This is a genomic window from Euzebyella saccharophila (assembly GCF_014855495.1).
Taxonomy (GTDB): domain Bacteria; phylum Bacteroidota; class Bacteroidia; order Flavobacteriales; family Flavobacteriaceae; genus Euzebyella; species Euzebyella saccharophila.
The window spans coordinates 46,759-63,657 of sequence record NZ_JACYFJ010000007.1 but is presented as its reverse complement, the minus strand read 5'-3'; the positions used below and the strand labels follow the sequence as shown (position 1 = coordinate 63,657).

The 16,899-nt window shown below is 40.0% G+C and carries 15 protein-coding genes; 9 read left to right on the top strand and 6 right to left on the bottom strand.

Annotated elements, in window-relative coordinates; translation table 11 throughout:
- Entirely contained in the window at positions 1 to 1,275 is a 1,275-nt protein-coding gene (locus IL355_RS16950; protein WP_192463299.1) for an NADH:ubiquinone reductase (Na(+)-transporting) subunit B, read from the bottom strand.
- A gap of 2 nt (positions 1,276 to 1,277) precedes the next feature.
- Positions 1,278 to 2,630 (bottom strand): Na(+)-translocating NADH-quinone reductase subunit A, encoded by a 1,353-nt coding sequence (locus IL355_RS16945; RefSeq protein WP_192463298.1) that lies wholly within the window; start codon positions 2,628 to 2,630, stop codon positions 1,278 to 1,280.
- Between the two features lie 155 nt (positions 2,631 to 2,785).
- On the opposite strand from IL355_RS16945, the gene IL355_RS16940 reads away from it, so the two are divergent.
- The 5 genes from IL355_RS16940 (at position 2,786) to IL355_RS16920 (ending at position 8,039) form a co-directional block, all read left to right on the top strand.
- On the top strand, positions 2,786 to 4,030 hold the full coding sequence (locus tag IL355_RS16940; RefSeq protein ID WP_192463297.1) for a type IX secretion system plug protein: 1,245 nt from the start codon (positions 2,786 to 2,788) through the stop codon (positions 4,028 to 4,030).
- Between the two features lie 31 nt (positions 4,031 to 4,061).
- Positions 4,062 to 5,183, top strand: a complete 1,122-nt coding sequence (locus IL355_RS16935) for a DUF3667 domain-containing protein (RefSeq protein ID WP_192463296.1) — start codon at positions 4,062 to 4,064, stop codon at positions 5,181 to 5,183.
- A 14-nt stretch (positions 5,184 to 5,197) separates the two neighbouring features.
- Positions 5,198 to 5,584, top strand: coding sequence for a Co2+/Mg2+ efflux protein ApaG (gene apaG / locus IL355_RS16930; protein ID WP_187458793.1), 387 nt, complete (start codon positions 5,198 to 5,200; stop codon positions 5,582 to 5,584).
- 143 nt (positions 5,585 to 5,727) lie between these two features.
- Complete coding sequence (gene pruA, locus IL355_RS16925) at positions 5,728 to 7,356, top strand: L-glutamate gamma-semialdehyde dehydrogenase (RefSeq protein WP_192463295.1); 1,629 nt, start codon at positions 5,728 to 5,730, stop codon at positions 7,354 to 7,356.
- A gap of 170 nt (positions 7,357 to 7,526) precedes the next feature.
- Positions 7,527 to 8,039, top strand: coding sequence for a DinB family protein (locus tag IL355_RS16920; RefSeq protein ID WP_192463294.1), 513 nt, complete (start codon positions 7,527 to 7,529; stop codon positions 8,037 to 8,039).
- A gap of 337 nt (positions 8,040 to 8,376) precedes the next feature.
- On the opposite strand, the gene rsmG is transcribed toward IL355_RS16920, so the two are convergent.
- Positions 8,377 to 9,012 carry a 16S rRNA (guanine(527)-N(7))-methyltransferase RsmG gene (gene rsmG, locus IL355_RS16915; protein WP_192463293.1) on the bottom strand — a complete coding sequence of 212 codons (636 nt, stop codon included), beginning with the start codon at positions 9,010 to 9,012 and terminating at the stop codon, positions 8,377 to 8,379.
- A 109-nt stretch (positions 9,013 to 9,121) separates the two neighbouring features.
- On the opposite strand from rsmG, the gene IL355_RS16910 reads away from it, so the two are divergent.
- A complete protein-coding gene (locus IL355_RS16910; RefSeq protein WP_192463292.1) occupies positions 9,122 to 10,225 on the top strand; it encodes a fatty acid desaturase family protein in 1,104 nt (367 codons plus the stop codon).
- 63 nt (positions 10,226 to 10,288) lie between these two features.
- Positions 10,289 to 11,497 (top strand): pyridoxal phosphate-dependent aminotransferase, encoded by a 1,209-nt coding sequence (locus tag IL355_RS16905; RefSeq protein WP_192463291.1) that lies wholly within the window; start codon positions 10,289 to 10,291, stop codon positions 11,495 to 11,497.
- Positions 11,498 to 11,577: 80 nt separating this feature from the next.
- Here IL355_RS16905 and IL355_RS16900 read toward each other — a convergent pair whose 3' ends face one another.
- Positions 11,578 to 13,068 carry a TrkH family potassium uptake protein gene (locus tag IL355_RS16900; RefSeq protein WP_192463290.1) on the bottom strand — a complete coding sequence of 497 codons (1,491 nt, stop codon included), beginning with the start codon at positions 13,066 to 13,068 and terminating at the stop codon, positions 11,578 to 11,580.
- The gene (trkA, locus tag IL355_RS16895; protein WP_192463289.1) at positions 13,068 to 14,417 is read right to left on the bottom strand and encodes a Trk system potassium transporter TrkA; all 1,350 of its coding nucleotides are present in this window, start codon (positions 14,415 to 14,417) and stop codon (positions 13,068 to 13,070) included. Before trkA ends, IL355_RS16900 begins: the two co-directional genes overlap by 1 nt.
- Before the next feature lie 209 nt (positions 14,418 to 14,626).
- Here trkA and ubiE point away from each other — a divergent pair, with 209 nt between their 5' ends.
- Together ubiE and porT are read left to right on the top strand one after the other, a co-directional pair.
- Positions 14,627 to 15,355, top strand: coding sequence for a bifunctional demethylmenaquinone methyltransferase/2-methoxy-6-polyprenyl-1,4-benzoquinol methylase UbiE (gene ubiE, locus IL355_RS16890; protein WP_192463288.1), 729 nt, complete (start codon positions 14,627 to 14,629; stop codon positions 15,353 to 15,355).
- A gap of 85 nt (positions 15,356 to 15,440) precedes the next feature.
- A complete protein-coding gene (gene porT / locus IL355_RS16885) occupies positions 15,441 to 16,160 on the top strand; it encodes a type IX secretion/gliding motility protein PorT/SprT (protein ID WP_192463287.1) in 720 nt (239 codons plus the stop codon).
- A gap of 6 nt (positions 16,161 to 16,166) precedes the next feature.
- Here the strand turns inward: porT and IL355_RS16880 are convergent, their stop codons facing one another.
- Positions 16,167 to 16,889 carry a TrmH family RNA methyltransferase gene (locus IL355_RS16880; protein ID WP_192463286.1) on the bottom strand — a complete coding sequence of 241 codons (723 nt, stop codon included), beginning with the start codon at positions 16,887 to 16,889 and terminating at the stop codon, positions 16,167 to 16,169.
- Positions 16,890 to 16,899 lie beyond the last annotated feature (10 nt).

The following is a 16,899-nucleotide window of genomic DNA, read 5'->3' as shown; positions in this document are numbered from 1 at the left end:
TTAAGCTGTTTCTACTTGAAGTTCTTTTTCCTTGCCTTCTGAGTCCTCTGGCAAGATGGTAGCATTTTTCAATCGTTTCATCCTTCTGTTTACATTACCTCGTACCACATAATGGTCAATGGTAGGTGCGAATACGTTCATCAAAAGAATGGCCAAGAAAACACCTTCTGGATAAGCAGGATTGAACACCCTAATCAACACAGAAATAAACCCGATAAAAAAACCATAAAACCATTTTCCCCTATTGGTTTGAGCTCCGGTTACAGGATCAGTTGCCATGTAAACAATACCGAAGGCCAAACCTCCAACAATTAAATGCTTCCAGAAATCAAAACTCATCAAACCGTAGAACTTACTGGTTTCACCTATCCAACCTGCATCTACAACACCATTAAAGATCAAGCCCATAACCAAAGAACCGATAACAGCGCTCAACATAATCCTCCAGCTTGCAATCTTGGAGAAAATTAAGAACAATCCCCCCAAGAGAATTAAGAAAGTAGGGGTTTCACCAACTGAACCGGGAATAAAACCCCAGAACATATCAGAAACCGAATAAGACATTTCAGCGGCCTTGTTCTGTGCCAAGTATCCCAAAATAGTTTCTCCAGAAATAGCATCCGGACCACCGGCCCTTTCAACAGCTTCATACACCCAAACTTTGTCACCGCTCATCCAAGTAGGATATGCAAAGAACAAGAAAGCCCTAATAGTCAATGCCGGATTCAAAATATTCATTCCGGTACCACCAAAAACCTCTTTCCCTATGACCACCCCGAAGACTACGGCTACGGCCAACATCCAAAGAGGTGTATCTATTGGTACGATCAGAGGCACCAACATACCGGTTACCAAGTATCCTTCCTCTACCTCGTGACCTTTAATTACCGCAAAGATAAATTCCACAGTAAGACCCACTATGTAAGATACCGCCACTAACGGCAATACTTTAATAATACCGATCCAGAAGTTATCCCAAGTAAGGAAATGCTCGATTACCGAGAAGTTTTCCGGAAAACCATTGACTGCCGAGTAATGCTGGTATCCCGCATTGAACATGGAAAAAAGCAAAACGGGAACCAAGGCCATAATAACCGTGTTCATCGTTCTTTTTAAATCATCCGCAGCCCTAACGTGACTACCACTATGGGTAGTTTCATCCGGGGTAAACAAAAAGGTATGAAACGCATTAAAAGCCGGGGCCATTTTCTTTCCACGAAAATGGTGCTTAATAATGTGCAGCCTTTTTTTCAATGTTAATTTTTTATCACTCATCTCTATCCTATTTCTTTATGTAACAAATCAAGACCCTCCCTAATTATTTGCTGATGTGGTTGTTTGGATACACACACAAATTCCGTAAGTGAAAAATCTTCCGGGGCCACCTCGTAAAGACCAAGTTGTTCCATCTCATCCAAATCCTGAACCATACAAGCCTTTAACAACTGTAGCGGATAGATGTCCATGGGAAATACTTTTTCATACATTCCGGTAACCACAAAAGCTCTGTGCTCCCCGTTGGTATTGGTATCTAAATCATATTTCTTATTTGGCTGCATCCAAGAAAAGGTAAGCGCCCTTGTTGCCGATATTTTATTGAAGATAGGTTTGTTCCATCCAAAAAGGTCATAATCATCACCCTCTGGAATCACGGAAACCGTATTGTTATAAAAACCTAGATGGCCATCTGGTCTACTCTTTCTACCTGTTAGCACATCACCATTTATTACCCTAAAGTTTTCATTGGTAACCCCACTACTATACAGGAAAGTAGAAATTTCGGCACCTATCTTTGTGGTGTAATATTTAGGAGCCTTCACACAAGAGCCTGCAAGCGCAATCACTCTTTCCGCATTGAACTTTCCTGTTAACAAAAGCTCACCTATGATTACCAAATCCTGAGGTGTTACCGTCCAAACGGTTTCCCCTTTATTGATTGGGTCAATTTTATTAATTTGGGTACCTACCAACCCTGAAGGGTGCGGACCAGAAACTTTATGCAACTCAACCCCATTCACACCGGACAACGGTGAGTTGGACTGGGCCCCAACGGAGACATGTACCTTACCTGGCGTAAATTTACCCAAAGCAGTTATGGCCGCCTGCAACTCCGCCTCCTTGCCTTGTAACACATATTCATAATTGGCTGCCAAAGGAGCACTGGCATAGGCGGAAACAAAAATCGCCTTTGGAGTAGCATCAGGATTCGCCACTATATCATAGGGCCTCTGCTTTATAAATGGCCAAACACCACCTTTTAGCATATAAGCTTTTAATTCCTCTTTAGAGGCGGTTTCCACCTGTAAAGGCGTATGGGCTAATTGTGATTGTTCTTTATCCGCTAAAATTTTTAGGGATAGAATTCTTCTTCTTGCTCCTCTATTGATTTCCACCAATTCCCCGCTCACGGGAGAAACAAAAAGCATATTCTCCCTGTTCTTATTGAAGAAAAGAGGCTCACCGGCTTTTACCTCGGCTCCTTGCTTCACCAACATTTTAGGGGTTATTCCGTGAAAATCGTCAAGATTTATGGCGTAAACATTGCTTAGAACAGCTTTAGAAGTAGATTGCTCTGCAGCACCAACAAGATTAATGTTCAAGCCCTTTTTAATCCGAATGTCTTTAGACATATTATTGTAGACCTTAGGTTAACTGAAATATTGCGCAAAAATAGTACTTAAAGGATAGTTTTCATAATAAATGCCTATAAATTTGGATCCTATATCGATCTTAATTTATTGGGCACGCATTTTGTTTAACTTTACCACAAAAAAATAGCAGATTCATGCTAAGAAAATTTACATTCCTATTATCCCTATTCTTTTTTACACAACTCATTGCCCAGGTACAAGAAGAAATTAATCCACCTCCCCATATCAAGACCGTGATTTTTGGAGGTCCAACGGAAGACCAATTTCCGGTAGTAGAACTGGGGGAAACCATACAATTGGAATTTGATGACCTCACCGCTTCGGAAAGTGATTATTACTATAAAATAATTCATTGTGATTATGATTGGACGCCTTCGCAATTGCTAAAATCCCAATATTTGAACGGAGTTGACAACCAACGGATCATTGATTATGAAAATAGTTATTCCACCCTTCAGCCCTATTCCAATTATAGATTGATCATACCCAATGAAAATGTTAGCCTAAAAGTAAGCGGCAACTATGTATTGGAAATCTATGACGACAATTACGAGCTTCAATTTTCAAGAAAATTTGTTGTTTATACAGATGCCGTTCAAGTAGGCGCCACCGTAAAGCGCTCAAGAGACTTTAACTTTTTAATGGAAAAACAGGTAGTACAATTTACCATAAACGCCGGTAGCTTTAAACTTGTAAACCCAAAGAAAGAAGTGAAGGTGGCAATCATACAAAACTACCAATGGAATACGGCCCTTTATAACATTAAACCTCAATATACCATAGGCAACGAACTAGTTTACAAGTACGACCAAGAGACCAGCTTTTTTGCCGGCAACGAATATCTCAATTTTGACACTAGCGACCTTAGGGCACCAAGTTCGCAAATAGGAAAAATTGAAATAGGGGATCTCTATCACCATTATTTATTTGCAGACGGATTTAGATCTATGGACGCTTATACTTATTTCCCGGATATTAACGGGGATTTTGTTGTTAGAACCTTGCAGGGCGAGGACCATTCCCGAGAAGCGGAATATAGTATGGTACACTTTTCCCTACCCTATGACCCCTTACTTAATTTGGATACCGTTTATATCTACGGAAAGTTTAACAATTATGCCCTTACAGACGAAAATAAGCTTACTTATAACGAGGACAACGGTATGATGGAGGGAACAATAAAACTTAAACAAGGGTTCTACAACTATAAATATGTAGTACAAAAAGAAGACACTACTATTGATAACAGTCTAGTTGGCGGAAATTTTCATTTTACCGAGAACAACTATCTAATCCTGGTGTACTACAGAAATTTTGGAGACCTTTACGATAGCATCATAGGCATTGGTAACGCCAATTCTCGAAATATCAGCAATTAACCTATATTTATTTCCGTATTAGCAGTGCTTAATGGAAGACAAACCAGCCATTAAGGAAAAAGGGCGCTATCAAATGTATTTTAGGGGAACGGAATGCCTTAACTGTGGTCACCCCTTAAAACTAAGCGATAGGTATTGCCCTAATTGTTCACAGGCCAATAGCACAAAGAAGTTATCCATAAAGGATTTTGTGGATGAATTTTTTGCCAATTACTTCGCTTATGACTCCAAACTTTTAAGAACCTTATCAGCATTGCTGTTAAAACCAGGGAGAATTACTCGGGATTATATAGACGGCAAGCGGGTTTCTTACACCAACCCCTTTCGATTTTTACTGAGTTTGGCCATTGTTTATTTCTTGATTTTAGGCCTTACCGGAGATTTTGACCAAATAGACCTAAAACCAAATACAGCCGAAATTGCGGATTTTGACCTTAAAAAAACGTTGGATACCATTCAATACGAAAATGAAAACGAAAAGCGAAGATTCCTAGTGCTTGCAGATTCATTGCCTATTAGCAACTACATTGATTTTGTTTCAAAAAAAGATTCTGTCCTTAAAGCTGACCCGGCCACCTATTTTAGCTCTTTAACAGACGAATCCAAGACATTAAGAATTTTGCGAAAACAGGATTTTTTTAATACCGTAATCAAAAACGGGAGCATTCGCACTTACACGGATGCACTTAAAAAATATCAATTTATAGACTCTCAAGAAAATCAATTTGTATTTACCGCAGGAAGAAGTTTTGCTAAAATAAGCGCTAACCCCGGAGATTTTTTACGTACAATGATTTCTAGGCTACCCTTTGCAGTGTTTTTCTTTCTACCCCTCTTCACCCTGTTCATTTGGCTGGTTTACATCAGAAAAAGGTTCAATTATACCGATCATTTAATCTTTAGCTTTCACAACACCTCGCTATTGTTTATCTTGCTCATTATTAGCTATTTGTTCGATACGCTTTTTGATTTTAACAGTAATTGGCTGTTTTTGAGTGTTTTTTCGGTTTACTTGTTTCAGGCAATGCGAAAATTTTATGGCCAAAACGTTTTTAAAACTATTGTTAAGTATCTATTTTTAAATGCAATTTTTATTATTTTAGCTACGGTCTCGACTCTTACACTAATAACGGGAAACATTATTACCTATTAGCCCCAGATTATAAAATGATTACACAGGTTACCAAAGGCATTAAAATTTCAGTGAACACTAGTTTTGAAGGTACTTTTTTCAAAAACTATAAAATGCACTTCGCTTTCGCCTACACCATAACTATCGAAAATCAAAGCAAGGATTCCGTTCAGCTAACTTCCAGACATTGGAAGATTCATGATGCCCTAAACGAATTGGAAATTCTTGATGGCGAAGGTGTTATTGGTAAAAAACCTGTTATTAAGCCCGGGGAATCCCACACCTATACTTCAGGATGTTTATTGGCATCGCCTATCGGCGCCATGAGAGGTCATTACAACATGGTGAATTTTGCCTCAACAGAAAAATTCAGGGTCTATGTACCCACCTTTAAGTTCCATGCTCCTTTTGCCCTCAATTAAAAGATGGCAACTAAGTAGTTTTCACAAATTGAAATCAGAGGTAAAGCCCGTCATTGCATTCAGAATACTATAGCCTTTCTTTTTTATTTCAAATTAGTCCTCCTACCTTTGCGTATTAGTAATTTTAAAAAAATATACGCTATATGGGCAAAGGATTTTTCCAAGTACCAACAGCTGTAAACGAGCCAATTAAAAGCTACGCGCCAGGCACTCCAGAACGCGAGGAAGTTTTAGCTGCTTATAAAGAATTTTACAACGGACATGTTGAAGTTCCCCTATACATTGGGAGTAAAGAAGTAAAAACGGGCAACACCAAACCCATGTCACCCCCACATGACCATCAACATATTGTGGGTAACTACCATTTGGCCGAAAAAAAGAATGTACAAGAAGCAATAGATAATTGCTTAACATCTAGAACAGCTTGGGCCAATCTTACTTGGGAACAACGTGCTGCGGTTTTTTTAAAGGCAGCCGACCTTATTGCGGGACCGTACCGCGCTAAGATAAACGCGGCCACAATGATTGCTCAATCCAAAAATATACACCAGGCTGAGATTGATTCGGCATGTGAGCTTATTGATTTCCTTCGATTCAATGTGGAATACATGTCGCAAATCTATGAGGAACAACCGGAATCTGCACCTGGAACCTGGAACCGAGTAGAATATAGACCCTTGGAGGGTTTTGTATATGCCATTACCCCCTTCAACTTTACGGCAATAGCAGGTAACCTGCCAGCCAGTGCTGCCATGATGGGCAACGTTGTGCTTTGGAAGCCCAGCGATTCCCAAATTTTTTCCGCCAAAGTAATTGTTGATATCTTCAAAGAAGCTGGTTTGCCGGATGGTGTGATCAACGTAGTTTACGGAGACCCCGTTATGGTAACCGAAACGGTTTTGGGAAGTCCAGATTTCTCTGGATTACATTTTACAGGTTCTACAAATGTGTTCAAAGAACTGTGGAAGCAAATAGGTAACAACATTCATAACTATAAGACCTACCCAAGAATTGTTGGTGAAACCGGCGGAAAGGATTTTATTATCGCCCACCCAACGGCCAATCCTCAACAGGTAGCGACGGCTATTGCCAGAGGGGCTTTTGAATTTCAGGGACAAAAGTGTAGTGCTGCCTCGAGAGTGTACTTACCAAAATCTATCTCCGAAGATGTTCTGGAAAGGGTTAAAAACGATGTGGGAACTTTCAACAAGCCCGGCAGTCCAGAAGATATGAGCAATTTTATTACTGCTGTTATCCATGAGGGATCTTTTGACAAATTGGCCAAGTATATTGACCAGGCCAAAAAGGACGAAAATGCGGAAGTTATCATTGGCGGTAATTACGATAAATCCAGAGGGTACTTTGTAGAGCCCACAGTAATCTTGACTACAGACCCGAAATACACTACCATGGAAACCGAACTTTTTGGACCTGTGGTAACTATTTATGTGTATGAAGACAAGGATTGGTCCAATACCCTAAAACTGGTAGATGAAACTTCAGAATATGCCTTAACGGGTGCTGTTTTATCCGGAGATCGCTATGCCATTGACGAAGCCACCAAAGCATTGCAAAATTGTGCCGGGAATTTCTACATCAATGACAAACCTACAGGAGCGGTTGTTGGTCAACAGCCATTTGGAGGAGCAAGAGCATCTGGCACCAATGATAAGGCAGGTTCAGCCCAAAACCTTTTGAGGTGGGTATCACCTAGATTGATCAAGGAAACGTTTGTTACACCAACGGACTATAGATATCCATTCTTAGGGTAAATATATTCCAGAATTAAGTAGGAAGGGGATGGATAACATCCCCTTTTTTTATGAACCAATATTTATATTTCTCGTTTGACGAGGATTTTTTTAATTGATTTCATACCTTGTAAGGGAGGTAATGAATTCACTTACATCAGATTAACAACATCAACTAAAACATTGAACAAATGAAAAAATTAGTCTTTTTACTATTTTTCTCTTGCTGCCTTATGTCTTTCGCCCAAGAGAAATTAACCCAAAACACCATACAAGGAGTTTTGAAAGGAAATCAAGAACAGGTTCTTAGTCTAGCACAGGCCTTTTCTGAAGAACAATACAATTGGCGCCCCATGGAAGGAGTCAATTCAGTAGGAGAAGCATTATTGCATGTGGCTGGTGCCAATTATTTTTTAGCATCCAAATTGGGTTTCCCACCACCAGAAGATGTGGATATGATGAATATGGCAAAAATAACAGGCAAGGATAATATTATCGAAGTCCTTAAAAAGTCCAATGAATTTGTCCTAGAAAACGTAACCAAAATAGAAGACGGCAATCTAAACGATGAAGTTGATTTTGGTTTTGCCCAGATGAATAAATTATCCGGTTTGCTTATAATAATGGAGCATAATGGAGAACACAAAGGTCAACTTATAGCATATGCTAGATCTAATGGGGTTGTACCACCTTGGAGCAAATAAGCATAAACATAACATTTATTCTGTTCGCCCCTCTAATTAGTTTTAGAGGGGTTTTTATTTAAGATAACCAACCAAAACTTCACGTTATCTACATTCTAAACCCGTAAAAAGTACCGGCCAACACAATTCTAATGTAAATTTAACGTTAATTAATTGTAAATTAAAGGTAATTAACCCACCTTTGTACAATGATAAATGCGCTGGATTATGAAAAGAACGATGTTTGCCCAAAGAACAAGAATGATTCTCACCTGTCTCCAAATCCATATTTGGGGACACATGAAAATTTATGCGAGAAAGTATAGGAAGACCTATTACAGGATGTTGAGCTTATAACTTAGCCCTTATATTTAAGAGGTAGGTACACTACTTTTTTAGTTTGGAAGAAGTCCTCTTCAAAAAAGTTGGGAAGGTCATAAATTTGAACTGTTTTATACTCCTTAAGTTCCTCACTCAAATCGCCCCCCTTCAAGTATAAAATTCCATTCCTCCTTTCGTGTACGGAATCCTTTTTAATTTTACCCTTCACCCAATGGGTGAAAGTAGGCATGGCGGCCACCGCCCTACTAACAATAAAATCAAACTGCCCCTTTAATTCCTCAACCCTAGAATTAACAGTATTGATATTGTCAAGTTCTAACCCTTGTACCACTTCATCCACAACCTTGATTTTTTTACCAATCGAATCTACAAGGGTAAAATCCGTTTCCGGAAAAAGAATTGCTAAGGGCACTCCAGGAAAACCGCCTCCCGTTCCAACATCTAGAACTTTGCTTCCGGGATTAAACTCTTGTACTTTGGCAATTCCCAAAGAATGCAGCACATGTCTCAAATAGAGTTCATCAATATCTTTCCTTGAAACCACATTTATCTTTTGATTCCAATCTTTGTACAGGTGCTCCAACTTTATAAAATTTTGCTGTTGTACATCGGATAAATTGGGAAAATATTTAAAAACTATTTCGGCTGTCATGCGTATATTTGTATGTCGGCTAAATTACTATATATACCGGTTACATAATAACTTCAATACAATTTATAAGGATAAAAGGTTACTATTATCCACAAAAGCTTAAACTATAATGAATCGAACAACCGTAAGATTTCAACGTAAAGATCCCGCTCAGTTTTTTAAGACACTTAACAAAAGGGTCAATGAGTATTTCAAAGAAAATCAATTAAAGAAGACGGGCAATTGGCGGCTTCACCTTAAGACCGTCATCATGTTCGCTATTTTCTTGACACCCTATTTTGCCATTTTAACCATGGGGTTACCAAACTGGGCCAATTTATTGCTGACTATAGTTATGGGTGTTGGCATGGCAGGTGTTGGCATGAACGTAATGCACGATGGAAACCATGGGGCCTACAGCAACAAAAAATGGGTAAATAAGCTTATGGGAAGCAGTATTTACATTTTGGCAGGTAATGTATACAACTGGCAAGTACAGCACAACGTACTACACCACACCTACACCAATATTCATGAACATGATGAAGATATGGAGGCTGGACGCATCCTTAGGTTCTCGAAGCATGCCGAGTGGAGAAAACACCACAGGTTTCAACACTTTTATTCCGTATTACTTTATGGACTGCTTACTTTCAATTGGGCCATTACCACAGACTTTTTACAAATGTACCGCTATATGAAGCGGAAACTTTCTTATGGGAAGCTTCCAAGCCCTGTTAAAAATTGGAGTACCTTGGTTATAACCAAACTGCTTTACATTACCATCTGGATCGTACTTCCATTGATATTTGTTGATGTGGCATGGTGGGAAGTTTTGCTGGGCTTTTTTATCATGCACTATGTAGCCGGAGTTATTTTAAGCGTTGTATTTCAACTGGCGCACATAGTTCACGACGCCCAGACCCCTTTACCGGATGAAAGCGGTACTATGAAGAACACTTGGGCCATTCACCAATTGTTCACTACGGTTAATTTCAGCACAAAAAATAGAATAGTCAATTGGTTTACCGGAGGGCTTAACCATCAGGTCGAGCACCATATCTTCCCTAACATCAGCCATATACATTACACAAAAATTTCCAAAATTGTGAAAGAAACCGCAAGGGAGTTTAATTTACCCTATCACGAGTATGAAACTACTAGAAAAGCTATAATTTCGCACTTTAAACACCTGAAGGAACTAGGAAAAAGACCTAGCATTCAGTTGCAATAATTTAAACCCTAAAATGGTGAAAGGAAGAATTTTCCATATCACTTCAACAGCTAAACATTACAGATGACTTCAACACTAGCTACGTCTAACGGACTATCTGAAAGAATTAACAGCTTAACCCCCTCGGCCACATTGGAGATGGCGGCAAAGGCTCGCGAACTTAGGGCCGCCGGCAAGGATATTATAGGCCTTAGTTTGGGCGAACCGGATTTCAATACCCCTGATTACATTAAGGAGGCGGCCATACAGGCCATTAATGATGACTACAATTCCTATACTCCGGTAGATGGGTACGGTGAATTAAAAGAGGCTATCATTACCAAATTTAAAAGAGATAACCAAATTGCCTATGAGCCTGCTCAAATTGTGGTTTCAACAGGAGCAAAACAAGCTTTGTACAATGTGGCGCAAGTGGTACTCAACAAAGGCGAAGAGGTTATTTTACCATGTCCATATTGGGTGAGCTATAGTGATATCGTAAAATTGGCAGATGGTGTTCCGGTAGAGGTTGAAACGACCATTGAAAACGATTTTAAAATGACGCCGGAGCAGTTGGAAGCCGCTATTACGCCAAAAACCAGAATGCTTTGGTACAGCTCTCCTTGCAACCCCAGCGGGTCTATCTATAGCGAAGAAGAACTTAGGGCTTTGGCAGATGTACTGCAAAAGCATCCACAAATTATCGTAGTTAGTGATGAAATTTACGAGCATATCAACTACGGAGTTACCAAGCACGCTTCCATGGCGGCATTTGAAGACATGTATGACAGGACTGTTACCGTTAATGGTGTAGCCAAGGCTTTTGCCATGACGGGATGGAGAATAGGTTATATTGGCGCTCCTACGTTCATAGCTCGCGCTTGTAACAAGCTACAAGGGCAAGTTACCAGTGGTGCCAATTGTATCGCACAAAGAGCTGTCATTACCGCGCTGAACGAATCCCCTAGCAGAATTCAATACATGGTGGATAAATTTCAGGAAAGAAGACAATTGATACTTGGCCTATTAAACGAAATTGAAGGTTTTCGTTGCAACGAACCGGAAGGTGCATTTTATGTGTATCCAGATGTGAGTGCTTATTTTGGTAAAACCTTGAACGGAGTTACCATTAACAATGCTTCAGATTTGGCCATGTACATTTTGGAACACGCCAATGTTGCCACTGTTACAGGTGACGCTTTCGGGAATGGAAACAGCATTCGAATATCTTATGCCGCTTCTGAGAACGAAATCAAAGAGGCCGTTGCTAGAATCAAGAAGGCCCTTAACTAAAACAAATTCCTTTACTCATAAAAAATGCCCCATCTTAGGGGCATTTTTTATATGTTCAAACTCTTAAAGGAGAGCAAGACTTATGTTTTCTTCCAGAAATAGGGAGATAAGAGAATTAACACCGTAAATAATTCCAATCTGCCCGCCAGCATTAAAAAGCCGCACCACCACTTACCAATATCTGGTAGTCCGTTAAAATTACTCACCGGATTTAAGGTACCAAATGCGGGCCCTACGTTACCTAATGAAGAAGCAGCTCCGCCAATGGCCGTCACAAAATCTATCCCCATAGCTCCCAACCCCAATGCTCCTATGATAAACAGAAGCATATAAAGCACAAAAAAACCGATTATATTATAAACAATATGTTCCTTTACAGTTCTACCATTATAGCGTACAGGAATGACCGCACTGGTATGCAGTGACCTTTTAAATTCAAGCAAGCCATTTTTTATAATCAATAAATGGCGCATTACCTTAATACCACCTGCAGTGGAACCGGCCGATCCGCCCAAAAACATTAAACCAAAAAAGAATACGGTCAAAAAGGGTGTCCAACTTGTAAAATCAGCAGTAACAAATCCCGTTGTAGTCACTACTGCAATTACTTGAAACAAGGTATGTCTAAAGGCACTTTCGGCATTGCCCAAAACCATAGGATGGTAATCGTTCACCACGGGGCTCGCCTTAAAGTATACCACCAAGGCGGCAACTATTGTAAAAAACAGGATAAAGCCCGTATAGAATTTTAACTCCTCGTCCTTTATAATTCGCTGCACCTTTCCTTTAAAAGCAAAATAGCTCAATACAAAGTTGGTACCCGCCAAAAACATGAATAAAATTACAATATATTGAATCAGCGGCTGGTCATTCCAATAGGCGAGACTCAGGTTTTTTGTTGAAAAGCCACCTGTTGACAATGTTGCCAGCGAATGGTTAATAGCATCAAAAAAAGACATCCCGGCGAGCCTCAAAAGAATGGTTTCCGCAATGGTATACCCCACATAGATAAGCCAAAGTCTTTTGGCGGTATCGGTAATTCTAGGATGCAGTTTATCTGCGCTAGGCCCCGGAGCTTCAGCAGCAAAGAGCTGCATCCCCCCTATTCCCAATAATGGAAGGATGGCAATTGCTAAAACGATAATTCCCATTCCTCCTATCCAGTGGGTAAGACTACGCCAAAACAAGAGTCCTTCGGGCAGGGCCTCAATATCATCCAAAATGGATGCCCCAGTTGTGGTATAACCCGAAATGGTTTCAAAAAAGGCATTGGTTACAGAGGGTATGGCATCCGAAAATAAATAAGGCAACATACCACTGGCGGACATTACAATCCAACCGAAAGTAACAATAATGTACCCCTCTTTTTTCTTCACCTCTTTCTTATGCCCCCTTGTATAGAACATAGCAAAAGTTCCCACAAACATGGTGGTAATGGCCGCCAAACCTATGCCCAAGGTAGCACCGTCCTTGTATATACCGCTTAAAAGCGCAGCCAATAACATAAAGGCCCCATTGCAAAGCAATAACAGCCCCATAATATGGAATATGATTTTGGTATTAAGACGCATTAGAGAAATAAACGTTCAATTTTTGGAATGGCTTCTGGAAGGCAACAAACCACTACACGGTCCCCCGCCTTTATCTCAAACCCCCCTAGCGCGATTATACCCTCATCATCCCTAATGACTCCTCCAATGGTTGCAGATCTAGGAAAATCCAACTCTCTAATAATAGTTCCGGTTACTCTAGAACTTGGTTTTACCACAAATTCCAAAATTTCGGCATTTAGATTATTCAATCTCATAAGGGCAACAACCTCCCCTTTACGGATATGACGGAAAATGTTATTCGCCGCCAAAAGTTTTTTATTGATAAGGGTATCGATACCTATAGAATGGGAAAGTTGAAAGTAATCCATATTTTCAACTAGAGCAATGGTCTTTTTTATTCTTTTGGACTTGGCAACCAGACAGGACATAATATTGGTTTCCGAGTTACCGGTTACCGCAATAAAAGCATCCATGGACTCCAAGCTTTCCTCTTCCAGCAACTCCACATTTCTACCATCGCCATTAATGACCAAGGCATTGGGAAGATCATCTGCCAAATCAAAAGCCTTCTCCTTATCTTTTTCTATCAATTTTACATTGAAGCGATTCTGGCAAAGGTCACGAGCAGATTTGAAACCTACCTTGCTACCCCCCAAAATCATCACATTCTTAATTTCCTCCTTTTTCTTACCTGTAAGCTTGTACAGTTCATCTACCCCTTCCTTGGTGGTAATGAAATATACCTGGTCACCATCCTTAAAAATGGTATCACCACGAGGCACCACTGTATATTGGGTTCCTGTTCGCTGAAGGGCGATGGGCATAAAATGCAGCTCCGGAAAAATTTTTGCAGCTTCCTTCACCATTTTACCCACAAAGGGTGCAGAAGGCGGAAGGGATACGCCCACCATGATCAATTTACCATCTTCAAATTCATAGGTGTCGTTGAAGGCGCTCTTATTAAGCAATAACTTAATTTCCGTTGCTGCCAGCTCCTCCGGGGAAATAAGCTCATCTATACCCAATTCTGAAAAACGAATGGTTTCCCGGTCATCTATAAATTCGGTATTGGAAATTCTGGCAATGGTACGCTCACACCCCAATTGCTTGGCAAGCATGCAAAGGGTGAGGTTGGTAGTTTCAGAAGCCGTAACCCCGATCATTAGATTGGAATCTTGAACGTTGGCATCCTTAAGCACCGATATAGAAGTGGCATCACCACGTAAAACCCGTATATCCAAATGGGTATCCGCGTATGCGAGACTCTCCTTATTGGTATCGATTAAAGTGATGTCCTGAGATTCGTAAGATAGCAGTTTAGCAAGGTGAAATCCTACCTCACCGGCACCTGCAATAATAATTTTCATCTACTAACAACTTTGTGTGGTCTGCAATTTAATTGACTAAGCAACAAAAAGTAAGCCTTCTTAGGTCGTTAATTGCGTCGCAAAATTACACATTTAATCCGTAGCCCCTTTTATTTTGATGCTTAATTGATATTTACCTCCCTTGTAATTACCAAAATGCTAAACGCATAGTGCAGGCTATATTGTATCTTTGCCACAAAAATTGCCACATGGCCAATAAGGTGACCCCCTATAAAAACTCCCAAATGGGAAAAAAAGCCCAAGTGACCCAGATGTTCGATACCATTTCTGAGGACTACGATGGGCTTAACCGCGTTATTTCTTTTGGAATTGATATTAAATGGAGAAAAAGAGTGGTTTCCATTATACAAAAAACCCACCCTGAATCCGTCTTGGATATCGCAACAGGAACAGGGGACCTTGCTATTAATTTAACCCAAACGGGCGCCAAAAATATTGTAGGCCTGGACATTTCCCCAGGTATGCTGGAGGTAGGAAAGAAAAAGGTGGCACAAAAGAAATTGGAGAACACCATTGAAATGGTAGTAGGAGACAGTGAAAACCTACCCTTTGAAAATGATAGTTTTGATGCGGTCACCGTAGCCTTTGGAGTGCGTAATTTTGAAAATCTTGATAAAGGACTATCGGAAATCTATAGGGTGTTGGCCAAAGGAGGCACATTTGTAGTGTTGGAAACATCCGTACCTACAAAGTTTCCATTTAAACAAGGGTATACATTTTACACCAAGTATATTCTACCCGCTATAGGCAAAATCTTTTCCAAGGACCGCTCTGCTTATTCATATCTAAGCGAATCTGCATCCGTTTTCCCCCATGGAGAAGCCTTCAACAATATTTTACGTAAAATTGGGTTTATAGAGGTAGAGAACAAGCCCCAAACACTTGGGGTGGCATCTATTTACGTTGCAAAGAAATAAATAAAACAGGGCTTGATAAAGCCTATAGACACCCGCACCCCCTTTCAACAAAAGGATACGGCACAAACGGGATAATTTTTTTTGAATGAAAAGATTTTTTCTGCTTTTGGCAAGTATGCTGTTTCTAGGAGTTACAGTTCATGCTCAATTCAATTCCAACCCAGTCCTAAATCTAGAGAATAAGGATAAAAAGTTTCTTAATTACGGATATTTTTTAGGTTTTAACCGATATGGTTTTAAGTTCGATTATAAAAATGACCGAGGCAACCAAAATACGGAAGTCCTAGTTCTAGAGTCCACAGGGTTTAATGTGGGACTTATTGGCGAAATGAACCTTCACGAGTTTTTAGATATACGAATGGAACCCGGCCTATATTATAATTCCCGTACATTGGGTTTCCCTGGTTTTCAAGCAACGGAAGAAGGAGAGCGAAATGCCATTAGGGAAGTAAAGTCTACCTACATCAATTTTCCAATATTGGCTAAAATTAGTACCCGAAGATTAGGAAACTGGAAGCCATTTTTAGTTGCCGGACCATCTGCTTCCCTTAACTTGGGCAGCAATGAAGCCAGCCCGGATGACAACAGTAGTGGAACTTTTCGAATGAAAAAATGGACCTACAATTACGAACTTGGTTTTGGTATCGACTTTTATTTGGAATATTTCAAATTTACCCCATCCATACGTGGGGTTTTTGGACTTACCGATGAATTGGTACGGGATGTAGACCCTAACAGCCCTTGGACCGGCAACATTGAAAAAATGAGCACCAGGGGTATTTTTGTTAACTTTACGTTTGAATAAAAAAAGCTAGCACCTTCTAATTTCACTGAGCAAAATGGCCGTGGCCGTGGCCACATTTAAACTTTCGGTCTGTTGCCTGCCAAATTGTGGAATACTTATTTTTTCATCGACCACCTTTTCTATCTCGCTTGATATGCCATTGGCCTCATTGCCCATTACCAAAATTCCTTTGGAAGGCAAATTACTTGAATATATATTGGTGCCGTTCATAAAAGCTCCGTAAATAGGTAATTGCGCATCCCTTAAAAACCTTTCTAAATTAGTATACCCCACATGAACCCGAGCCAAGGAACCCATGGTTGCCTGTATGGTTTTAGGATTGTAACAATCCACCGTCCGAGCAGAACATAGCAGATTCTTTATTCCAAACCAGTCGCATAACCTAATAATGGTCCCTAAATTTCCAGGATCCCGCACATCATCAACCGCAACAATCCAATCATCAAAAACAAGAGGTGCTGCCTTTGGAATTTTAAAGACTCCCAACACCTTGTTCGGAGTAGTCAAAGCGCTTATTTTTTTAAGATCCAACTCCGAAATTATATGAACTATAGACTCTGTGGAATGTACCAAGTTCTCTTCCGTGGCATAAACACTATCCACTTCAAAATGGGAATCTAAAATTTCCTGTACCGCCTTTACCCCTTCTACAAAAAAAAGCCCGTGCTGGTTACGGTACTTTTTTTGATGTAGGCTTTTTATAAGTTTTATTTGACTTTTAACAATCATAAAAAGATGT